This window comes from Sphingomonas adhaesiva (assembly GCF_036946125.1).
In the GTDB taxonomy this organism is placed as follows: domain Bacteria; phylum Pseudomonadota; class Alphaproteobacteria; order Sphingomonadales; family Sphingomonadaceae; genus Sphingomonas; species Sphingomonas adhaesiva_A.
This window is the reverse complement of sequence record NZ_JAQIJT010000002.1, coordinates 1,794,702-1,814,974: the sequence shown is the minus strand read 5'-3', so window position 1 is coordinate 1,814,974 and position 20,273 is coordinate 1,794,702. Positions and strand designations below refer to the sequence as shown.

Sequence of the window (20,273 nt, the reverse complement as noted above, 5' to 3'; positions counted from 1 at the left end):
ATGGGTATCGCATCCACGATCAAGGCGTTCACGCTCTGGGAGTTCGTGAAGGCGCACGCGCTGACGCTGAAGTATTTCTTCAAGCCGAAAGCGACGATCAACTATCCGTTCGAGAAGAACCCGCTGTCCCCGCGCTTCCGCGGCGAACACGCGCTGCGCCGCTATCCCAATGGCGAGGAGCGCTGCATCGCGTGCAAGCTGTGCGAGGCGGTGTGCCCGGCGCTGGCGATCACGATCGAGGCGGAGCCGCGCGACGACGGCAGCCGCCGCACCACGCGCTACGATATCGACATGACGAAGTGCATCTATTGCGGGCTGTGCCAGGAGGCGTGCCCGGTGGATGCGATCGTCGAGGGGCCGAACCTGGATTTCGCGACCGAGACGCGCGAGGAGCTGATCTACGACAAGGCCAAGCTGCTCGACAACGGCGACCGCTGGGAGCGCGCGATCGCGGCGAACCTTGCCGCCGATGCGCCGTATCGGTAACCGGCGCGTGACCTCGGGGGCCGACATGATTCTGACGTTCGTCATCCCGGCTGCGGCCGGGGTATCGCGCCCCGCGGGTGCGCGCTCATTGCTTGACGCCGCGGCGGTGCCCGCGGCGAGCGGAGGTATGCGGTGATCCAGGCCATCGCCTTTTACATCTTCTCCGCCGTGGTGCTGATGTCCGGCGCGATGACGATCGCGTCGCGCAACCCGGTGCATTCGGTGCTGTGGCTGATCCTGGCGTTCTTCAACGCCGCCGGCCTCATGGTGCTGGTGGGGGCGGAATTCATCGCGATGGTGCTCGTGATCGTCTATGTCGGCGCGGTCGCGGTGCTGTTCCTCTTCGTCGTGATGATGCTGGACATCGACTTCGCGCAGCTGCGCGCCGGGTTCGTGCGCTATTTCGGGATCGGGCTGGTCCTGGCGGTCGCGCTGGTGGCGGAAATCCTGATCGGCGTGTTCGCGTGGGAGGCCGGCGGGATCGACCTGGCGCGGCGCGCGGCGCCCGCGGATGCGGCGGTGCCCAACATCGTCCAGGTCGGCAACGTGCTCTACTCGCGCTATCTTTTCGTTTTCGAAGGCGCGGGGCTGGTGCTGCTGGTGGCGATGATCGGCGCCATCGTGCTGACCCACCGCGAGCGGTCGGGGTCGCGCTATCAGAATATCGCGCGCCAGATCGCGCGGCGTCCGCAGGATGCGACGCGCAACATGAAGCCCGACGTGGGGCAGGGGGTGCAGCTGTGACTGGTGGCGTCGGCCTGATCCACTATCTCGTCGTGGCGGCGCTGCTGTTCACGATGGGGGTGCTGGGCATCTTCCTGAACCGCAAGAACATCATCGTCATCCTGATGGCGATCGAGCTGATCCTGCTGGCGGTGAACATCAACCTCGTCGCTTTCTCGGCGGCGCTGCAGGACCTGGTGGGGCAGGTGTTCGCGATGTTCGTGCTGACGGTCGCCGCGGGCGAATCCGCGATCGGCCTCGCCATCATCGTCATCTTCTTCCGCGGCCGCGGTTCCATCTCGGTCGACGATCCCAGCCGGATGAAGGGGTAAGATCTCCGTGCACCCGATCCTCTTCATCGTCTTCCTGCCGCTCGTCGCGGCGGTCGTCGCCGGCTTCGCCAACAAGTCGTTCGGCGCCACGCTGCCCAAGGCGATCACCACGGGCGCGCTGTTCGTGTCGTGCGCTTTGTCGTGGCCGGTGTTCATCGGCTATCTGATGGAGACCAGCACCGCGACCGTCGTGCCGGTGCTGCACTTCATCACCTCGGGCACGTTCGACGTGTCCTGGGCGCTGCGCGTCGACGCGCTGACCGCGGTCATGCTGGTGGTCATCACCAGCGTCTCCGCGCTTGTCCACCTCTATAGCTGGGGCTATATGAGCGAGGACCCGGACCAGCCGCGCTTCTTCGCCTATCTGTCGCTGTTCACCTTCGCGATGCTCATGCTGGTGACCGCGGACAATCTGATCCAGATGTTCTTCGGCTGGGAGGGCGTGGGCCTCGCCAGCTACCTGCTGATCGGTTTCTGGTTCCGCAAGCCCAGCGCCAATGCCGCCGCGATCAAGGCGTTCGTCGTCAACCGCGTCGGCGACCTGGGCTTCATGCTCGGCATCTTCGCGACCTATCTCGTCTTCGACACGGTCTCGATCCCCGCGATCCTCGCCGCGGCGCCGTCGATGGCGGGGTCGACGATCGGCTTCCTGTGGTTCCGCGCGGATACGATGACGGTCATCTGCCTGCTGCTGTTCGTCGGTGCGATGGGCAAGTCGGCGCAGCTGGGCCTCCACACCTGGCTTCCCGACGCGATGGAGGGGCCGACCCCGGTGTCGGCGCTGATCCACGCCGCGACGATGGTCACCGCGGGTGTCTTCATGGTGTGCCGCCTGTCGCCGATGTTCCAGACGTCGCCGACCGCGATGGGGTTCATCACCTTCATCGGTGCCGCGACCTGCCTGTTCGCCGCGACCGTCGGCACGACGCAGACCGATATCAAGCGAGTGATCGCCTATTCGACCTGTTCGCAGCTGGGCTACATGTTCTTCGCCGCGGGCGTCGGCGCCTACGGCGCGGCGATGTTCCACCTGTTCACGCACGCCTTCTTCAAGGCGCTGCTGTTCCTGGGCGCGGGCTCGGTGATCCACGCGATGCACCACGAGCAGGACATGCGCTTCTACGGCGGGCTGCGGAAGGCGATCCCGGTCACCTTCTGGGCGATGCTGCTGGGGACGCTCGCGATCACCGGCGTCGGCATCTACGGTATCGGCGGGTTCGCGGGCTACCATTCGAAGGACGCGATCATCGAGGTCGCCTGGGCCGCCGGGTCGCCGGTCGCCTCGATGGTGGGCGTATTCGCCGCACTGCTGACCAGCTTCTATTCGTGGCGGCTGATGTTCCTGACCTTCTGGGGCACGCCGCGCTGGGCCGCGTCGGAGCATATCCAGCACGCGCTGCACGATGCCCACGATCACGCGCACGATCATTCGGCCGAGGCGCATCATGGCGAGGCGGCGACGGAAGATGCGGGCCACGCGCCGCACGTCGAGACGCGCGGGTTCAACGAGATCCCGACCGGGACCGGCGGCTATCACCCGCACGAGAGCCCGCTGCCGATGCTGATCCCGCTGATCGTGCTGTCGATCGGCGCGGTCGCCGCGGGCTTCGTCTTCCACGGCTGGTTCATCGAGCCGGAGACGGCGGGCGACTTCTGGAAGGGGGCGCTCTTCTTCGACGAGCACCTGATGCACGAGATGCACGAGGTGCCGCTGCTGGTGAAGCTGGCCGCGACGATCGTGATGCTGACCGGGCTGCTGATCGCCTGGGCCAGCTACATCCGGTCGCCGTCCTTCCCGGCTAAGTTCGTCGATACGTTCCAGCCGATCTACCAGTTCCTGCTGCGGAAATGGTATTTCGACGAGCTGTACAACTTCCTGTTCGTCCGCCCCGCCTTCGCGATCGGTCGCCTCCTGTGGCACCGCGGCGACGAGGGGACGATCGACCGCTTCGGGCCGAACGGATCGGCCTGGGTGGTGCAGATGGGCAGCCGGGTCACCGCACGGCTGCAAACCGGATATGTCTATACCTATGCTTTCGTCATGCTGATCGGGCTCACCGCCGCGATCACCTGGGCGATCGCGGGCTGAGGGGGTCAGTAACGTGTCGTTCCCGATCCTGTCGCTGATGCTCGCGATCCCGGCCGTGGCCGCGGTCGCCTGCCTCTTCCTCTCTCCCCAGGCGGCGCGCGTGACCGCGCTCGCCGCGACGCTCGCCGATCTGGCGCTGGGCGTCGTGCTGTGGCTGTCGTTCGACGTCGGCGGCGCGCAGTGGCAGTTCGTCGAATATGCCCCCGTCTTCGGACGGTTCGCATGGGCGCTGGGCATCGACGGCTATGCGCTGCTGCTGATCGCGCTGTCGGTCTTCCTGATGCCGATCTGCATCGGCGCCAGCTGGCAGGCGATCGAGAAGCGCGTGCCGGAATATATGTCGGCGTTCCTGCTGACCGAGGTGCTGATGATCGGCACCTTCGCGGCGCAGGACCTGTTCCTGTTCTACATCTTCTTCGAAGCCGGCCTGATCCCGATGTTCCTCATCATCGGCATCTGGGGGGGCGCGAACCGCATCTACGCGTCGTACAAGTTCTTCCTGTACACGCTGCTCGGCTCGCTGCTGATGTTCGTGGCGATGCTGTACATGAGCATCACCGCGGGCACGACCAGCATCCCGGTGCTGCTCGACTACGACTTCCCGCCGCAGGTGCAGACGTGGCTGTGGCTCGCCTTCTTCGCGTCGTTCGCGGTGAAGATGCCGATGTGGCCGGTCCACACCTGGCTGCCCGACGCGCACGTGCAGGCGCCCACCGCGGGGTCGGTGATCCTGGCGGGCGTGCTGCTGAAGCTCGGCGGCTACGGCTTCCTGCGCTTCAGCCTGCCGATGTTCCCGGAGGCCTCGGCAAGCCTCGTGTGGCTGGTGTTCGGCCTGTCGGCGGTGGCGGTGATCTACACCAGCCTCGTCGCGCTGGTTCAGTCCGACATGAAGAAGCTGATCGCCTATTCCTCGGTCGCGCACATGGCGATCGTGACGATCGGTCTGTTCGCGTTCAACGCGCAGGGGATCGAGGGCGCGATGATGGTGATGCTGGGTCACGGCCTGGTGTCGGGCGCGCTGTTCCTGTGCGTCGGCGTCATCTACGACCGGCTGCACACGCGTGAGATCAGCCGCTACGGCGGGCTCGCGATCAACATGCCGCGCTATGCCCTGCTGTTCCTGCTGTTCACCATGGCCTCGATCGGGCTGCCGGGAACCAGCAACTTCGTCGGCGAGATACTGGCGCTGATGGGCACCTATCAGGTGTCGACCACCATCGCCCTGCTGTGCACGACCGGCATCATCCTGGGTGCGGCGTACATGCTGTACCTGTACCGCCGCGTCGTCTTCGGCGAGATCACCTCGGACGAGGTGCGCGCGATGCCCGATCTGTCGCCGCGCGAGCTCTGGCTGCTGGCGCCGATCGCGGCGGCGGTGCTGTGGATGGGCGTCTATCCGGAAAGCTTCCTGGCGCCGATGCGCAAGGATACGCAGATCCTGCTCGCCCGCATCGACCGGGCGAAGCCCGCGGGTGACTCCAGGCCGACGAAGGGAACGGGCGTGATCCCCGCGGCCCATGCCGAAACGCCTGCGCATGGGAGCGCACACTGATGAGCTATGCCGCCAACCTTGCGATGACGCTGCCCGAGCTGGTGCTCGCGCTGGGCGCGATCGCGCTGATGCTGGTGTCTGCCTGGGGTGGCCCGGCGGCGACCCGTGCGGTGTCCTGGGCCGCGGTGGCCGTCCTCGCGGGCGCGTGCCTCGCGCTGATCGGGCCGGCGTCGTCGGGCGGCAGCGCCTTTGCCGGGCTGTACCGCGCGGACGCCTTCGCCGCGTTCGCCAAGGTGCTGATCTATATCGCCGCCGCGGTCGCGGTGGTGATGGCGCCCGACTTCTTCCGGCGCACGGCGGGCGACAATCTTCGGCCCGAATATCCGGTGCTGATCCTGCTGTCCGCCTGCGGCATGGGGATCATGGTGTCCGCGGCCGATCTGCTGACGCTGTACGTCGGCCTCGAACTGCAGAGCCTGGCGGCCTATGTGCTCGCCAGCTTCATGCGGCAGGACACGCGCTCGGCCGAGGCGGGGCTGAAGTATTTCGTGCTGGGCGCGCTCGCCTCCGGCATCCTGCTCTACGGCATCAGCCTGGTGTACGGCTTCACCGGCTCGACGCTGTTCGACGAGATCGCAGGCGCCTATGCCGCCGTGCCGCTGACGGGCCATGGCAAGTCGATCGGCCTGCTGTTCGGGCTGGTGTTCGTGTTCGCAGGGCTGGCGTTCAAGATGTCGGCGGTGCCGTTCCATATGTGGACGCCCGACGTGTACGAGGGCGCGCCGACCCCGGTGACCGCCTTCTTCGCCTCCGCGCCCAAGGTCGCGGCGATGGCGCTGGGCGTGCGGGTCGCGGTGGAGGCGATGGGCCCGGCGGAGGCGCAGTGGCGCCAGATCGTCATTTTCGCCGCGCTCGCCTCGATCCTGCTCGGCGCGGTCGCGGCGATCGGGCAGCAGAACATCAAGCGGCTGCTCGCCTATTCGTCGATCAACAACGTCGGCTTCGCGCTGATCGGCCTCGCCGCGGGGACCGAGGCGGGCGTGGCGTCGGTGATGACCTATCTGACGATCTATATCGCGATGACGCTGGGCAGCTTCCTGGTGGTGCTCCAGATGCGCGATGCCGACGGCCAGCCGGTCGAGACGATCGCCAGCCTCGCCGGCCTGTCGCGCACGCGGCCCGGCCTCGCTGCGGCGATGGCGATGTTCATGTTCTCGCTGGCGGGCATCCCGCCGCTGTTCGGCTTCTACGCCAAGTTCGCGGTCTTCTATGCCGCGGTCGAGGCGGGACTGTTCCCGCTCGCGGTGGTCGGCATCGCGATGAGCGTGATCGGCGCCTATTACTACCTGCGCGTCGTCAAGACGATGTACTTCGACGAGCCCGCGGCCGCGTATGGCGAGGGCGATGCGCTGGAGGGCGGGCTGATCGCGGTCGCGGCGGTGATCGTGTCGCCGCTCGGCTATCTGGCGATCCCGCTGCTCTCCGGCTGGACGCTGGCCGCCGCGCGCAGCCTGTTCTGAGGCGATCCCGCTGACCCGCATCGTCACGGTCGCCGATACCGGGTCGACCAACGCCGATCTGGTGGCGCTCGCCCGCGACGGCGCGGGTGAGGACGGCCTGTGGCTGCGCGCGCGGCGACAGACCGCCGGGCGCGGGCGGCAGGGCAGGCCGTGGGACTCGCCCGAGGGCAATCTGTTCGCCAGCACGCTGGTCCGCCTGTCGCCGGGCGAGCCGCCCGCGCCGACGCTGGCGTTGGTCGCGGCGGTCGCGCTGGACGAGGCGGTGCGCCTCGCCATCCCCGCCGACCGCGCGCGCCGGCTGGCGCTCAAATGGCCCAACGACCTGCTGCTGGCGGGCGCGAAGCTGTCGGGCATCCTGCTGGAGCGCAGCGGCGACTGGGTCGTGATCGGGATCGGCGTCAACGTCGCCTGTCATCCCGATCTGCCCGATCGCGCGACCACCAGCCTGCATGCCGAGGGCGCGACTCTGGACGCGGCCGCGTTTCTGGATTCGCTCGCGGCGCAGTTCGGCGCGTGGCTGACGCTGTGGCGGAGGCAGGGGCTGGCGCCGGTCGCCCAGCGCTGGCGCGAACGGGCGCACCCGCCGGGCACCCCGCTGGTCGCGCGCCTGCCCGATGGCGAGGAGGTGCCCGGCACGTTCGAGACGCTGGACGAAGACGGCGCGCTGGTGCTCCGCTTGGCGGACGGCACCGCGCGTGTCATCCACGCCGGCGACGTGTTCCTGGTCGGATGAGGGGATAGGCCATGCTGCTCGCGGTGGATGCCGGCAACACCAACCTGGTCTTCGCGCTGGTCGAGGCGGGGACGCGCGAGATCAAGGCGCGCTGGCGCATCGCCACCGACCCGCGCCGCACCGCCGATGAATATGCGGTGTGGCTCAGCCAGCTGCTCGCGCTGGAAGGGTTCAGCCGCGACGATGTCGAGGCGGTGATCGTCTCCACCGTGGTGCCGCGCGCGCTCCACAATCTGGAGGTGCTGGCGTCGAAATATTTCAAGGTCGATGCGCTGGTGGCGGGGCGCAAGCCGGTCGAATGGGGTCTGGCGCTCGACGTCGACGAGCCGCAGAACCTGGGCGCGGACCGCGCGGTCAACACGATCGCGGCACATGCGCTCCACGCCGGCGACCTGATCGTCATCGACTTCGGCACCGCGACGACGGTCGATCATTCCGACTTCAAGGGCGCGTACAAGGGCGGGATCATCGCCCCGGGCATCAACCTGTCGCTCGACGCGCTGGTCAACGCCGCCGCCAAGCTGCCGCGCATCGCGATCGAGGCGCCGCGCGGGAACATGAGCGTGATCGGCCGCAACACGGTCGATCAGATGAACATCGGCATCTATTGGGGCTATATCGCGATGATCGAGGGGCTGGTCGCGCGGATGAAGCGCGAGATCGCGCGCCCGGTGAAGGTGGTCGCGACCGGCGGCCTCGCCACGTTGTTCGAGCAGCATACCGACGTGTTCGATGCGATCGAGCCCGACCTGACGATCCAGGGGCTGGCGATCATGTGGGAACGCGCCCATATAGCTTCGTGATATTCGCGCCGCCCGGCGCTTTCCGGGCATTTCACCCTATGACGTCTCGCGGCTGGAGATTCCGGCTCTCGCTGGGATGACGGACGAAAGACATAAATGACCAATCCAACGAAGAACGAACTCCTTTTCTGCGCGCTCGGCGGTTCCGGCGAAATCGGCATGAACGTCACCTTGTACGGCCATGCCGGCAAGTGGCTGATGATCGATTGCGGCGTGACCTTCGCCGATGCGCATTATCCCGGGATCGACGTGATCCTGCCCGACCTGCGCTTCATCGAGGAGCGGCTGGGCGATCTGGTCGGGATCGTGCTGACCCACGGGCATGAGGACCATATCGGCGCGCTGCCGTATCTGGCCGAGGATCTGGGCGTGCCGATCTACGCCACCCCCTTCACCGCGGGGCTGGTGCGCGGCAAGCTGGAGGAGGAGCGGATCGAGGACCGGGTGAAGATCCGGCTGGTCCATGCGCGCAAGCCGTTCGACGTCGGCCCGTTCAAGCTCGAGGTGGTGCCGCTGTCGCATTCGATACCCGAGGCCAATGCGCTGCTGATCGGGACCAAGGCGGGCACGGTTTTCCACACCGGCGACTGGAAGCTGGATCCCACCCCGGTGATCGGCAAGCCGGCCTCGCCCGCGGAACTGACCGCGATCGGCGACGACGGCGTCGACGTGCTGGTGTGCGATTCGACCAACGTCTTCAACAATGACGCCTCGCCCAGCGAGGCGAGCGTGCGCGACGGGCTGATGGAGAGTGTGGGGCGCGCGCGCGGTCGCGTCGTCGTCACGACCTTCGCCTCGAACGCCGCGCGCCTGTCGACGCTGGGCAAGGTGGCGCAGGAGACGGGCCGCAAGCTGTGCGTCACCGGGCGCTCGCTCGACCGGATCATCAAGGTCGCGCGGCAGACGGGCTATCTGAAGGATTTCCCCGACACGATCGACATGGACGCCGCGATGCGTATGCCGCGCAACAAGGTGCTGGTGGTCGCGACGGGCGGGCAGGGCGAGGAACGCGCCGCGCTGGCGCGCATCGCCGCGGGATCGCACCCGATCAAGCTCGACATGGGCGACATGGTCATTTTCTCGTCGAAGCAGATCCCCGGCAACGAGGTGGCGATCGGCCGTATCCAGAACCAGCTCGCCGCCAAGGGCGTGGAGATGGTGACCGAGAAGCAGGCGCACGTCCACGTCTCCGGCCACCCGGGCCGTCCGGAACTGGCCAAGATGTACGGCTGGCTGCGCCCGCGCGTACTGCTGCCGGTGCATGGCGAGATGCGCCACCTGATGGAGCATGCGCGCTACGGCCAGACGCAGGGCATCCGCGACGCTTTCGTCCAGACCAACGGCGACATCGTCCGCCTGGCGCCGGGCAAGCCCGAGAAGATCGGCAACGCGCCGGTCGGGCGGCTGGTGCTGGACGGCGACGTGATCCTGCCGTCCGACGGCGGCACGATCAACGACCGCCGCCGTATCGCGGTCAACGGGCAGATCTCGGTCGGGATCGCGGTCGACCGCAACGGCCGTGCGGGCGGCGTCCCCGAGGTCCGCTTTCAGGGTATCCCGGTGGAGGAGGAGCGCGAGCCCTTCCTGGAGGATGCGGTCGAGGCCGCGAAGGACGCGATGCAGGGCCGCGTGCGCGACCGCGAGCGGCTGCGCGAGGACGTGCGCCTCGCGGTACGCAAGGTCGCCACGCGCTGGACCGGCAAGAAGCCGATCATCGACGTCGTGATCGTCCAGGTCTGACGCGATGCGCTGGACGTCGATGCTGGCGATCTACGTCCTGTTCTGGGCGTTCTCGGTCTTCCTCGTCCTGCCATGGGGCGTGCGCACCTCCGCAGAGGCGGGGGCGGAGCACGTCCCCGGCACCGCGGAGAGCGCGCCGCACGAATTTTCGCTGAAGAAGGTCGCGATCCGCACCACCATCGTAGCGACGATCCTGTTCGCGCTGTTCATCGCCAATTACGAATTCGGCTGGGTACACCCCGGCATGGTCGTCGGCGCGGTGGAGCGCTGACGCCGCGCACGGGACCGCGCTCGTTTCCCGTTGTGAGACAGGTTCGCTTTTCCGCCGCCGGAACAATTGGTTGGCGACGATGGTTCGGCTCCCGCAACGATATGTAACGGGAGAGTAACATGGCGGACTATCGGACCACGGACGAGCGGGTGGTCGTGCGCCGCGGCGGCGCCGGGCGGACGATCGCGATCATCGCCGGGATCGCGCTCCTGATCGCCATCGTCCTGTTCGCCACCGGCTTCTGGAGCGCGGACGTCAAGGAGGGCTCGCTGCCGAAGGTGGACGTGTCGGCCAAGGGCGGCGAGCTGCCGAAGGTCGATCTGGACAGCAAGGAAGTCGTCGTCGGCACCAAGAAGACCGAGGTCGACGTGCCTGTCGTGGGCGTGAAGGACAATGGCGAGAAGTGATCGTCACCCGATAAGCCGGTAACGGCGGGGCGGACCGGCGACGGTCCGCCCTTTTGCGTCGTCGTGTACCGGACGTACAGGTGCATCCGGCCGCGACAGCGCGTAAGGGGCGGGCATGTCGCAACCGCTGTCGATCCTCCATCTCCATTCCACCTTCGACCTGGGCGGCAAGGAGGCGCGCGCCGTCCGGCTGATGAACGCGTTCGGCGATCGCGCGCGGCATACGATCGTCTCCGCGATGCCCGACCGCCTCGGCGCGCGGGGGCGGATCGACCAGCGCATCCGCTACGAGATCGCGCAGGACGCGCCGCCGCTGACCGGCAAGCCTTCGGTCGCGCGCTACGAGGCGATCGCGCGTTACATGCGGCGCTTCGACCTGGTGCTCACCTACAATTGGGGCGCGATCGACGGGGTGATGGCCAGGCGCGTGTTCGCGCGCGGCACGCCGCCCGTCGTCCATCACGAGGACGGCTTCAACGAGGACGAGGCCGGCGGGCTGAAGCGCGAGCGCAACCTCTACCGCCGGCTGGCGCTGGGTGCCGCGGCGGCGCTGGTGGTGCCCAGCAAGGCGCTGGAGCAGATCGCGCTGGAGACGTGGAAGCAGCCGCGCGGGCGCGTGCATCGCATCGGCAACGGCATCGCGACCGCACTCTACGCCGGGCGACCCGATCCCGGGGCGATCCCCGGCTTCGTCCGCAACGAGCGCGAGCTGGTGATCGGCAGCGTCGCCGGGCTGCGCGCGGTCAAGGACCTGCCCGCGCTGGTCCGCGCGGTGGGCGGGCTGTCGGCGCGGTTCCGGCTGGTGATCGTGGGGGAGGGGCCGGAGCGCGCCGCGATCGAGCAGGCCGCGATGGCGATGGGGATCGACGATCGCGTCGTCCTGCCCGGCTTTATCGACCGTCCGTATCGCTACATGGGGTTGTTCGACGTGCTGGCGCTGTCGTCCCGCTCGGAACAGGCGCCGATCAGCGTGCTGGAGGCGATGGCGGCGGGGCTGCCGGTCGTCGCCCCGCCGGTCGGCGACGTCGCCGACATGGTGTCCGACGCCAACCGCCCCTTCATCACCGAGCATCACGGCGAGGTGCGCCTGCGCGACATGATCCAGGCGCTGGCCGACAACCCGGACGGACGCCGTGCGATCGGGGCCGCGAACCAGGCGAAGGCCAGGGCCGAGCATGACGAGGGCGTGATGATCGAGCGCTATGCAAACCTGTACGCGGGCGCGCTGGGCCGCCCGGGATGCCTGACCCCGCGGTAGCGCAGGTCGCAATTTTGTCGCGTCCCGGCCGGTTTGGTTTATACGGGCGCTTCGTCATCTGGCTGTAAACGGGAAAGCGCGTGTTCAAGGGGCTGAAGCCGATCGTCTATGCGGGCCGCGAAGTCTGGCCGCTGGTGGAGGGTGGCAAGGGCGTCGCGGCCACCAATCATGCCTCCGCGGGGGCATGGGCCGCGGCCGGCGGGATCGGCACCGTATCCGCAGTCAACGCCGACAGCTACGACCCCGAGGGGCGGATCATCCCGCAGGTGTATCGCGCGCTGACCCGGCGCGAGCGGCATGAGGAACTGATCGCCTACGCCATCGACGGCGCGGTCCAGCAGGTGCAGCGCGCCTGGGACATCGCCGGCGGCAAGGGGGCGATCAACATCAACGTCCTGTGGGAAATGGGCGGCGCGCAGCGCGTGCTGGAGGGGGTGCTGGAGCGGACCCGCGGGCTGGTCGCGGGCGTCACCTGCGGCGCGGGCATGCCGTACAAGCTGTCCGAGATCGCCGCCGCGCACAACGTCAACTATCTGCCGATCGTCAGCTCCGGCCGCGCCTTCCGCGCGCTGTGGAAGCGCGCCTATTCGAAGGTCGCGGACCTGCTGGGCGCGGTCGTCTACGAGGATCCGTGGCTCGCGGGCGGGCACAACGGCCTATCGAATGCGGAGGATCCGCTGAAGCCGGAGGATCCCTATCCCCGCGTGAAGGTGCTGCGCGACACGATGCGCGACGGCGGCATCCCCGACAGCACGCCGATCATCATGGCGGGCGGCGTCTGGTACCTGCGCGACTGGAACGACTGGATCGACAATCCGGAGCTGGGGCAGATCGCGTTCCAGTACGGCACGCGGCCGCTGCTGACGAAGGAAAGCCCGATCCCGGAGGGGTGGAAGGCCAAGCTGATGGAGATCGAGGAGGGCGAGGTATCGCTCCACCGCTTCTCGCCCACCGGCTTCTATTCCTCCGCGGTCCGCAACCCGTTCCTGCGCCAGCTGGAGGCGCGCTCGGAGCGCCAGATCCCGTTTTCGACGCAGGAGGCCGGCGATCACGTCTTCCAGCTTGACGTCGGGGTGAAGGGCAAGAACTTCTGGGTGACGCGGGGCGACCTGCTGCGCGCGCGCCAGTGGTTCGGGGAGGGCTTCACCGACGCGCTGAAGACGCCGGACAACACGCTGGTCTTCGTATCGCCGGGCGAGAAGGCGGAGATTCGCAAGGACCAGGCGGACTGCATGGGCTGCCTCAGCCAGTGCCTGTTCTCCAGCTGGGCGGATACCGAGACGAACTCGACCGGGCGCCTCGCCGATCCGCGCAGCTTCTGCATCCAGAAGACATTGCAGGACATCGCGCACGGCGGCGAGACCGATCGCAACCTGATGTTCGCGGGTCACGCCGCCTACAACTTCAAGCGCGATCCCTTCTATTCCAACGGCTTCGTGCCAAGCGTGAAGCAGCTGGTCGATCGCATCCTGACGGGGGATTGATGCTGGACGGCGCGCTGCGCGCCGTCGCGGCGGCGATGGCGTCGGCGCGGGATCCCTGGTGGGTGATCGGCAGCGCGGCGGTGCGGCTGCACGGCGTGGAGACGCCGGTTGCCGATATCGACGTGCTGACCAGCGTCGCGGACGGGGAAGCGATCGTCGCCGCGTGGCGCCGCGGGGTCGTCATCGGGGCAGCGGACCACCGCTTTCGCTCGACGCCGTTCGCGCGTCTGGACGGTGCGGCGTTGCCGATCGAGATCATGGCCGGGCTGCACGTCCATCGCGATGGCGCTTGGCGCCCGGTGTTGCCGCGGTCGCGGGTCGTTCACGGCGGATTTCCGGTACCCGACCGGGCCGAGCTGATCGCGATCCTGCGGCTGTTCGGGCGGCCGAAGGACATGCGAAGGGCCGCGCTGCTGGGTGCGGCGCCGCCCTTCACGGTCGGCTGAAACCGGCTCAGTCGACGACGGTGCCGACCACGGCGCCACCGACGCCGCCGACCGCTGCACCCTTTTCGATGCTGCCGCCGGTCGCCGCCGCGACACCGGCGCCGCCCGCACCGCCGATCGCCGCACCGCGCAGCGTGGAACAGGCCGACATCGACACGGCGGACGCGACGAGCAGCGCGGACAGGGCGATCTTCTTCATGGGACGGTTCCTCTGTTGGATGGCTGCGTGATTAATGCAGCGCAACATGTCAGGTTCCGGCAGGACATGTTTCGTCACGCTTTCTCCGTGGCTTGGGCCGGGGCCCGGTCGTGGCGTCCGCGACAAACGTGTCCGCGCTGCAACGCGCGCGACATCGCGCGGTACGGCGCGGCGCGCATCCGGACGGCCTCGAACCGGAGGTGCCCTGCGATGCTGCACGACCATGAAGCCGATTATCATGCCAGGCGCGCGCGCGAGGAGGCGGTGCGCGCGATCCATGCCCGCGGGCAGGCCGCGGCGATCCATCAGGAATTGTGCCTGCGCTACAGCGGGCGAATGATCGCGGCGCTGATCCTGGGTGCGGCGGATCGCGTCAGGCGGCGCCCGCGCGGCGCATGAGGCGTCAGGCCCAGCCCTCCAGCACCTGATCCGGCGGGCGATGACCGTCGGCCCACATGCGGATGTTGGCGATGACCCGCTCGCCAGAGGCGACGCGCCCCTCGTAGGTCGCGGAGCCCATGTGCGGGGTCATCACGACGTTGGGAAGCGCCAGCAGGCGGGGGTCGATCTCCGGCTCGTGCCGCCAGACGTCGAGCCCGGCACCGGCCAGCCGCCCCTGTTCCAGCGCCGTCACCAGCGCATCCTCGTCCAGGATGCCGCCGCGGCTGGCGTTGATGACGAACACATGGTCGCGCAGCAGCGCGATGCGCCGCGCATCGAGCAGGTCGCGGCTGTCGGCGTTGAGCGGCGTGTGGATCGTCAGGATGTCGATCGCGCCCAGCATTTCGTCCAGGTTGGGGTGCCATTGCGCGCCGAACTCCGCCTCCACCACCTTGGGCAGGCGCGTGCGGTTGTGATAGTGGATCGACAGGCCGAACGCGCGCGCGCGGCGCGCCACCGCCTGCCCGATACGCCCCATGCCGACGATGCCCAGCGCCTTGCCGCCGATGCGGTAGCCCAGCATCCCGCCGGGGCTCCACCCCTTCCACTCGCCGGTGCGGACCAGCTTCTCGCCCTCCGCCAGTCGCCGCGGCACCGACAGGATCAGCGCCATCGTCATGTCGGCGGTATCCTCGGTCAGCACGCCGGGGGTGTTGGTCACGATGATGCCGCGCGCGCGCGCCGCGGTCAGATCGATATGGTTCACCCCCGCACCGAAATTCGCGATCAGGCGCAGCCGATCGCCCGCCGCCTCGATCAGCCCGGCGTCGATCGCGTCGGTGACGGCGGGGACCAGCACGTCGCAATCCGCCATCGCGGCGGCAAGCTCGTCGCGGGTCATGGGGCGGTCGTCGCGGCGCAGCTGCGTATCGAACAGCTCCTCCAGTCGCCGCATGACGACGTCCGGCAGCTCGCGCGTGACGATCACCTTGGGGCGGGCGGAGCGTCGCGTATCGGCCATGCCAGCGGATTGGCGCAGGGGAGGGGGCGCGTCAACGGTTGATGCCACGGCGATCCCGACGCTACAGGACGATCCTGGACGGGGAAGCCTGACTTGGGAAGGACGACGGCGATGCGACGGGTGGCGGTCTGGGCGATGATGGCGGCGGTGGTCGCGCCGCTGCCCGCGGAGGCCGCGCCGGAGGAGCGCAAGCCGCCCTATTACGCCTCGCTCGCGCCCGCGCGCGCCCGGATGCGCACGGGCCCGGGTCGTACCTTTCCCGCCAGCTGGCTATACGTCCGCGCCGGGCTGCCGGTGCGGGTGATCGACACGTTCAAGGAATGGCGCAAGATCGAGGATCCGAGCGGAACGCAAGGGTGGATGCTGGGCAATATGGTCAGCAGCACCCGCACCGCGATCATCCAGGGGACGGAGGCTGCGGACATGCGCGATCGCCCCGGCGGCCCGCGCATCGTCTTTCGCGCTCAGCCCGGCGTCGTGGGACGCGTCGGCCAGTGCGCGAACGGCTGGTGCCATTTCGACGTGCGCGGGCAGGCCGGGTTCGTCCAGACCGATCGCCTGTGGGGCGTCGACGCGGGGGAGGCGCTGCCATGACGTTCCGGCTCGACGGGTTCGATCTCGACGCCTTCGTCGCGGCGACGCTGGCGGAGGATCTGGGGGAGGGCGGCGACGTCACCTCCGCTGCGGTCATTCCGGCGACGGCGCGCTTCGCGGCGGTGATGGACAGCCGCGACGCGATCACGGTGTGCGGGCTGGAGATCGCCGCGGCCTTCTTCCGCACGCTCGACCCCGACGCATCGATCGAGCTGATCGCGGCGGACGGGGACCGCGTCGCGCCAGACAGCGACCTGATGCGCGTGACCGGCGATGCGCGCGCGCTGCTGACTGCGGAGCGATCCGCGCTCAACACGGTCCAGCATCTGTCGGGGATCGCGACGCTGACGCGCGCCTATGTCGACCGGATCGAGGGCACCGGGGCCACGCTGCTCGACACCCGCAAGACGATCCCGGGGCTGCGGCGGCTGGAGAAATACGCCACGCGCACCGGCGGCGCGCGCAACCACCGCATGGGGCTGTGGGATGCGGCGATGATAAAGGATAATCACGTCGCCGTCGCCGGCGGGGTCGGTCGCGCGGCGGCGCTGGCGAAGGCGGCCGGTATCGCGGACATCATCGTCGAGGTCGACCGCATCGACCAGATCGCGCCCGCGCTCGACGCCGGCGCGACGCACCTGCTGCTCGACAACATGCCGCCCGCGACCCTGCGCCAGGCGGTGGCGCTGATCGCGGGGCGGGTGCCGAGCGAGGCCTCGGGCGGGGTCACGCTGGAGACGATCCGCGCCATCGCGGAGACGGGCGTCACCTATGTCAGCGTGGGTCGCATCACCCAGTCGGCGCCGGCGGCCGATATCGGGCTGGATTTCGCCGCGGCCTGACGACCTTAGCTTGCGTGAACGCGACCGCACGCGCAGGAAGGGCGCGTGACCAACGACGAAAGCCCGGCCGTGACCGCTGCCCGATCGATCCTGCATTATGCCATGCCGATGGCGATCGCGATGGGGCTGGCGATGGTGCCGGGTGCGGCGGCGGCGCAGGCGCTGTCGTGCGAGATCCCCGCACAGCTGCCGCGTCCGCGCCCCGACCTGCCTAGCGCGAGCCAGCCCGTCCGCCGGTTGCCGATCGCCAGCTACACGCTCGCGATCAGCTGGAGCCCGGAGTTCTGCCGCACCCGCGCCGACCGGCCGAACGCGCAGTTCCAGTGCGGCGGCGGCAACCGTTTCGGCTTCGTGCTCCACGGGCTGTGGCCCGACGGGCCGGGCAAGGACTGGCCGCAATATTGCCGCGCGACCCCGATCCTGTCGCGCAAGGTGATCCGCGACCACCTGTGCGCCACCCCGTCGCCGCAGCTGTTGCAGCACGAGTGGGCGAAGCACGGCACCTGCATGGCCGGCTACACGCCGCAGCGCTACTTCGCGAAGTCGAACGCGTTGTTCGCGCAGCTGCGCTTCCCGGACATGGAGCGACTGTCGCGCACGCCCCAGACCGCCGGGCGGCTGGCGGAGGAGATGGCGCGCAGCAATCCCGGGCTGGGTGTCGACATGATGCGGATCACGACGACGCGGCAGGGCTGGCTGGACGAGATCTGGTTGTGCCTCGACAAGCGTTTCCGGTACGCGCGCTGCCCCACGCATCAGGGCGGCGTGACGCCCGCCACCACGGTGCGCATCTGGCGCGGGCGGGCGATGGCGGCGGCGCGATAAGGCGCGATGTCGCTGTTCCCCGGCCTTCGCGGGACCTTTGCAAAAGGCTACACCGTGCTCCTGCGCCCTTCTTGCAAACGTCCCGCCTTCGCCGGGGAGGCGGTTGTGGCCGGTTCAAGCCGCGTGGATCAAACTCTGGCCGAAGAAAACCTGGACCCCGGGTCAAGGCTCTCCTGAGCGAAGTCGAAGGGCCCGGGGTGACGGCAAGGAGCGAACCCCTGTTCCAGCAGACTACCGCTTGCGCGTGAGCTCGCGCATCGCATCGTCCAGTCCGGCGAGCGTCAGCGGGTACATGCGATCGGTCATCAGCTCGCGGATGATCTTCACCGATTGCGAATAGCCCCATTGCGCCTGCGCCACGGGGTTGAGCCACACCGCGGCGGGATAGGTGTTGGTCAGCCGCTGCATCCACACCGCGCCCGACTCCTCGTTGAAATGCTCGACCGAGCCGCCGGGATGCGTGATCTCGTACGGGCTCATCGATGCATCGCCGACGAAGATCAGCTTGTAGTCGTGGCCGTATTTGTGGAGCACGTCCCACAGCGGAGTGCGCTCCTGAAAGCGGCGCTTGTTGTCCTTCCACACGCCCTCATACGGGCAATTGTGGAAGTAGAAGAATTCGAGGTTCTTGAACTCGGTCGTCGCGGCGGAGAACAGTTCCTCGCACAGCCTGATGAACGGGTCCATCGACCCGCCGACATCGAGGAACAGCAGCAGCTTGACCGCATTGCGCCGTTCCGCGCGCATATGCACGTCCAGCCAGCCCTGCCGCGCGGTGCCGTCGATCGTCGCGTCGATGTCCAGCTCGTCCGCCGCGCCCTCGCGCGCGAACTTGCGCAATCGCCGCAGCGCGATCTTGATGTTGCGGGTGCCCAGCTCGCGCGTGCTGTCCAGATTGCGGAACTCGCGCTGGTCCCACACCTTGATCGCGCGCTTCTCCTTCGACTCGCCGCCGATCCGCACGCCCTCGGGATTGTAGCCCGCATTGCCATAGGGGCTGGTGCCGCCGGTCCCGATCCATTTGTTGCCGCCCTGGTGGCGCTTCTGCTGCTCCTCGAGCCGCCTCTTCAGCGTCTCCATGATCTCGTCCCAGGAGCCGAGCGACTTGATCGCCTCCATCTCCTCGGGAGTCAGGTATTTCTCCGCGATCGCCTTCAGCCAATCCTCGGGGATTTCCGCGCCGGCTTGGCCGAAGCTGGCCTCCAGTCCCTTGAACACCTTGGCGAAGACCTGGTCGAACTTGTCGAGCAGCCCCTCGTCCTTCACGTACACCGCGCGGCTGAGGTAATAGAAATCCTCCGGCGAGCGGTCGATCACGTCGGCCTGCAACGCTTCGAGAAGGAGGAGATGCTCTTTCATGCTGGCCGGGATGCCGGCGGAGCGGAGCTCGTCGAGGAAAGCGAGGAACATGCCCGCATGATGCCCCGCCCGGACGGCCGTGTCGAGTTGCTATCGAAGACCCGGTTGGTACAGCGGGCGGCGGTTGCCGCCTTCGGGACATGGGCGCCGATGAGCGCGCCGATATCGTTGGCGTGGGTCGGCGGCGCGGCAGGGCGCCGATCATGGGCGATCCGGGTTGATGGCCGGTCAACCCATGTTGGACAGATGCTGCACCGGCGCGGCCGCGCCCGCGCGCGACGACGCCGGGCGCTCGGTCGCCGCCCGCGCGGCGCGGCGTACCTCGCGCGTCGCCTTCAGCACGGCGCTGAGATAGCGGTGATCCTGTCGCAGGAACCGCCGCGGCGTGGTGCCCAGGAAGCGATCGGCATCGCGCAGGAAGTGCGAGGCGTCGAAATAGGTCGGCGCGATCGCGCCGTAACCGGCGTCGTCGCCGGCGTGCATCATCCGCACCAGCGAGCGCAGGAAGCGGGTGCGGATCAGCAGCGTCTTGGGCGGGAAGCCGAAATAGCGCGTCGCCAGCCGACGCAGCGCGGCGGGGGTCATCCCGACCGCGGTCGCGGCGGCGGACAGGTCGCGGGTGGCATCGTCCGCGATCAGCCGCTGCACCGCGACGATCGCGGCATCGTCGGGGGTCGCAGGCGCCACGATCGCGAGCAGCATGTCGTCCAGGATCGCCTTCACCTCGCTGCCCTGGTCGCTGTCGCGCAGCCGCTGGAGCGTGCGCGCCACCCAGGCCGCGGGCAGCACCGTCTCCAGCGGCACGATGCGGTCGCGGTAGAGATCGGCGCGCCGGTTCATCAGCCGCGCCCAGCCCAGCGGGGTGAGGTCGACCCCGACCGTGACGCCGCCGTGCGTCGTCATCTGCATCGCCTTGCTGGCAGTGCCGTACAATGCGGCCTCGGGAATGGGATCGTACCGCCGCGACCCGATCGTCAGCGTGATCGGGTCCGGCGCCAGGACGAAGCGCAGCGCGGGCCATGACGGCAACAGCCATTGCTCCCGCCCGTCATGATGCGTGCGCTCCGAATCCATGACGTGATAGTTGCTGACGAGGTCGCGGAGCGCCGGGGCCGGCATCTCCACCCGCAGCGCGGTGTGATCGGGCACGTCGAAGCGGTCGACGTGCACGCCCGGGGTCAACGAACCGCTTTCGATCATACGCCAACCTCCCGCCGCACGGGACCCGTGTAGCGTGGTTAACGTCGGATGAACAATGTCGGTCGCAA

At 68.5% G+C, this 20,273-nt stretch carries 22 protein-coding genes; 18 read left to right on the top strand and 4 right to left on the bottom strand.

Going from position 1 to position 20,273, the window contains the following annotated elements; genetic code table 11:
* The 14 genes from nuoI (at position 1) to PGN23_RS14805 (ending at position 13,784) form a co-directional block, all read left to right on the top strand.
* Positions 1 to 486 (top strand): NADH-quinone oxidoreductase subunit NuoI, encoded by a 486-nt coding sequence (gene nuoI, locus PGN23_RS14870; protein WP_335299987.1) that lies wholly within the window; start codon positions 1 to 3, stop codon positions 484 to 486.
* A gap of 132 nt (positions 487 to 618) precedes the next feature.
* Complete coding sequence (locus tag PGN23_RS14865) at positions 619 to 1,230, top strand: NADH-quinone oxidoreductase subunit J (protein ID WP_335303791.1); 612 nt, start codon at positions 619 to 621, stop codon at positions 1,228 to 1,230.
* Complete coding sequence (gene nuoK, locus PGN23_RS14860) at positions 1,227 to 1,541, top strand: NADH-quinone oxidoreductase subunit NuoK (protein WP_082740649.1); 315 nt, start codon at positions 1,227 to 1,229, stop codon at positions 1,539 to 1,541. The genes PGN23_RS14865 and nuoK overlap by 4 nt, the downstream gene beginning before the upstream one ends.
* Positions 1,542 to 1,548: 7 nt before the next feature.
* Positions 1,549 to 3,630, top strand: coding sequence for an NADH-quinone oxidoreductase subunit L (nuoL, locus tag PGN23_RS14855; protein ID WP_335303790.1), 2,082 nt, complete (start codon positions 1,549 to 1,551; stop codon positions 3,628 to 3,630).
* A 13-nt stretch (positions 3,631 to 3,643) separates the two neighbouring features.
* On the top strand, positions 3,644 to 5,182 hold the full coding sequence (locus PGN23_RS14850) for an NADH-quinone oxidoreductase subunit M (RefSeq protein WP_335303789.1): 1,539 nt from the start codon (positions 3,644 to 3,646) through the stop codon (positions 5,180 to 5,182).
* On the top strand, positions 5,182 to 6,642 hold the full coding sequence (gene nuoN, locus PGN23_RS14845) for an NADH-quinone oxidoreductase subunit NuoN (RefSeq protein ID WP_335303788.1): 1,461 nt from the start codon (positions 5,182 to 5,184) through the stop codon (positions 6,640 to 6,642). Before PGN23_RS14850 ends, nuoN begins: the two co-directional genes overlap by 1 nt.
* A 19-nt stretch (positions 6,643 to 6,661) precedes the next feature.
* Positions 6,662 to 7,375 (top strand): biotin--[acetyl-CoA-carboxylase] ligase, encoded by a 714-nt coding sequence (locus PGN23_RS14840; protein ID WP_335304616.1) that lies wholly within the window; start codon positions 6,662 to 6,664, stop codon positions 7,373 to 7,375.
* 11 nt (positions 7,376 to 7,386) lie between these two features.
* Positions 7,387 to 8,178: a type III pantothenate kinase gene (locus tag PGN23_RS14835; protein WP_335303787.1), complete on the top strand. Its 792-nt coding sequence runs from the start codon at positions 7,387 to 7,389 to the stop codon at positions 8,176 to 8,178.
* Positions 8,179 to 8,274: 96 nt separating this feature from the next.
* On the top strand, positions 8,275 to 9,918 hold the full coding sequence (locus PGN23_RS14830) for a ribonuclease J (protein ID WP_335303786.1): 1,644 nt from the start codon (positions 8,275 to 8,277) through the stop codon (positions 9,916 to 9,918).
* Positions 9,919 to 9,922: 4 nt separating this feature from the next.
* Complete coding sequence (locus PGN23_RS14825) at positions 9,923 to 10,189, top strand: DUF1467 family protein (RefSeq protein WP_335303785.1); 267 nt, start codon at positions 9,923 to 9,925, stop codon at positions 10,187 to 10,189.
* 119 nt (positions 10,190 to 10,308) lie between these two features.
* Positions 10,309 to 10,596 (top strand): hypothetical protein, encoded by a 288-nt coding sequence (locus PGN23_RS14820; RefSeq protein WP_335303784.1) that lies wholly within the window; start codon positions 10,309 to 10,311, stop codon positions 10,594 to 10,596.
* A 115-nt stretch (positions 10,597 to 10,711) separates the two neighbouring features.
* Positions 10,712 to 11,854, top strand: a complete 1,143-nt coding sequence (locus PGN23_RS14815) for a glycosyltransferase (RefSeq protein WP_335303783.1) — start codon at positions 10,712 to 10,714, stop codon at positions 11,852 to 11,854.
* Positions 11,855 to 11,934: 80 nt separating this feature from the next.
* The gene (locus tag PGN23_RS14810; RefSeq protein WP_335303782.1) at positions 11,935 to 13,338 is read left to right on the top strand and encodes an NAD(P)H-dependent flavin oxidoreductase; all 1,404 of its coding nucleotides are present in this window, start codon (positions 11,935 to 11,937) and stop codon (positions 13,336 to 13,338) included.
* Entirely contained in the window at positions 13,338 to 13,784 is a 447-nt protein-coding gene (locus PGN23_RS14805) for a hypothetical protein (RefSeq protein WP_335303781.1), read from the top strand. The genes PGN23_RS14810 and PGN23_RS14805 overlap by 1 nt, the downstream gene beginning before the upstream one ends.
* Positions 13,785 to 13,791: 7 nt before the next feature.
* On the opposite strand, the gene PGN23_RS14800 is transcribed toward PGN23_RS14805, so the two are convergent.
* On the bottom strand, positions 13,792 to 13,983 hold the full coding sequence (locus tag PGN23_RS14800) for a hypothetical protein (RefSeq protein WP_335299972.1): 192 nt from the start codon (positions 13,981 to 13,983) through the stop codon (positions 13,792 to 13,794).
* A 210-nt stretch (positions 13,984 to 14,193) separates the two neighbouring features.
* Between PGN23_RS14800 and PGN23_RS14795 the strand changes: the two genes are divergently transcribed.
* The gene (locus PGN23_RS14795; RefSeq protein WP_335303780.1) at positions 14,194 to 14,382 is read left to right on the top strand and encodes a hypothetical protein; all 189 of its coding nucleotides are present in this window, start codon (positions 14,194 to 14,196) and stop codon (positions 14,380 to 14,382) included.
* A 4-nt stretch (positions 14,383 to 14,386) separates the two neighbouring features.
* Here PGN23_RS14795 and PGN23_RS14790 read toward each other — a convergent pair whose 3' ends face one another.
* The gene (locus PGN23_RS14790; RefSeq protein ID WP_335303779.1) at positions 14,387 to 15,385 is read right to left on the bottom strand and encodes a 2-hydroxyacid dehydrogenase; all 999 of its coding nucleotides are present in this window, start codon (positions 15,383 to 15,385) and stop codon (positions 14,387 to 14,389) included.
* A 111-nt stretch (positions 15,386 to 15,496) separates the two neighbouring features.
* Between PGN23_RS14790 and PGN23_RS14785 the strand changes: the two genes are divergently transcribed.
* The 3 genes from PGN23_RS14785 (at position 15,497) to PGN23_RS14775 (ending at position 17,646) form a co-directional block, all read left to right on the top strand.
* Positions 15,497 to 15,979, top strand: a complete 483-nt coding sequence (locus PGN23_RS14785) for an SH3 domain-containing protein (protein ID WP_335303778.1) — start codon at positions 15,497 to 15,499, stop codon at positions 15,977 to 15,979.
* Positions 15,976 to 16,821, top strand: a complete 846-nt coding sequence (gene nadC / locus PGN23_RS14780; RefSeq protein ID WP_335303777.1) for a carboxylating nicotinate-nucleotide diphosphorylase — start codon at positions 15,976 to 15,978, stop codon at positions 16,819 to 16,821. Before PGN23_RS14785 ends, nadC begins: the two co-directional genes overlap by 4 nt.
* Positions 16,822 to 16,923: 102 nt before the next feature.
* Positions 16,924 to 17,646, top strand: coding sequence for a ribonuclease T2 (locus tag PGN23_RS14775; protein WP_335304615.1), 723 nt, complete (start codon positions 16,924 to 16,926; stop codon positions 17,644 to 17,646).
* A gap of 231 nt (positions 17,647 to 17,877) precedes the next feature.
* On the opposite strand, the gene PGN23_RS14770 is transcribed toward PGN23_RS14775, so the two are convergent.
* Positions 17,878 to 19,056 (bottom strand): vWA domain-containing protein, encoded by a 1,179-nt coding sequence (locus PGN23_RS14770; protein WP_335303775.1) that lies wholly within the window; start codon positions 19,054 to 19,056, stop codon positions 17,878 to 17,880.
* 177 nt (positions 19,057 to 19,233) lie between these two features.
* Complete coding sequence (locus PGN23_RS14765; RefSeq protein ID WP_335303773.1) at positions 19,234 to 20,187, bottom strand: AraC family transcriptional regulator; 954 nt, start codon at positions 20,185 to 20,187, stop codon at positions 19,234 to 19,236.
* Positions 20,188 to 20,273 lie beyond the last annotated feature (86 nt).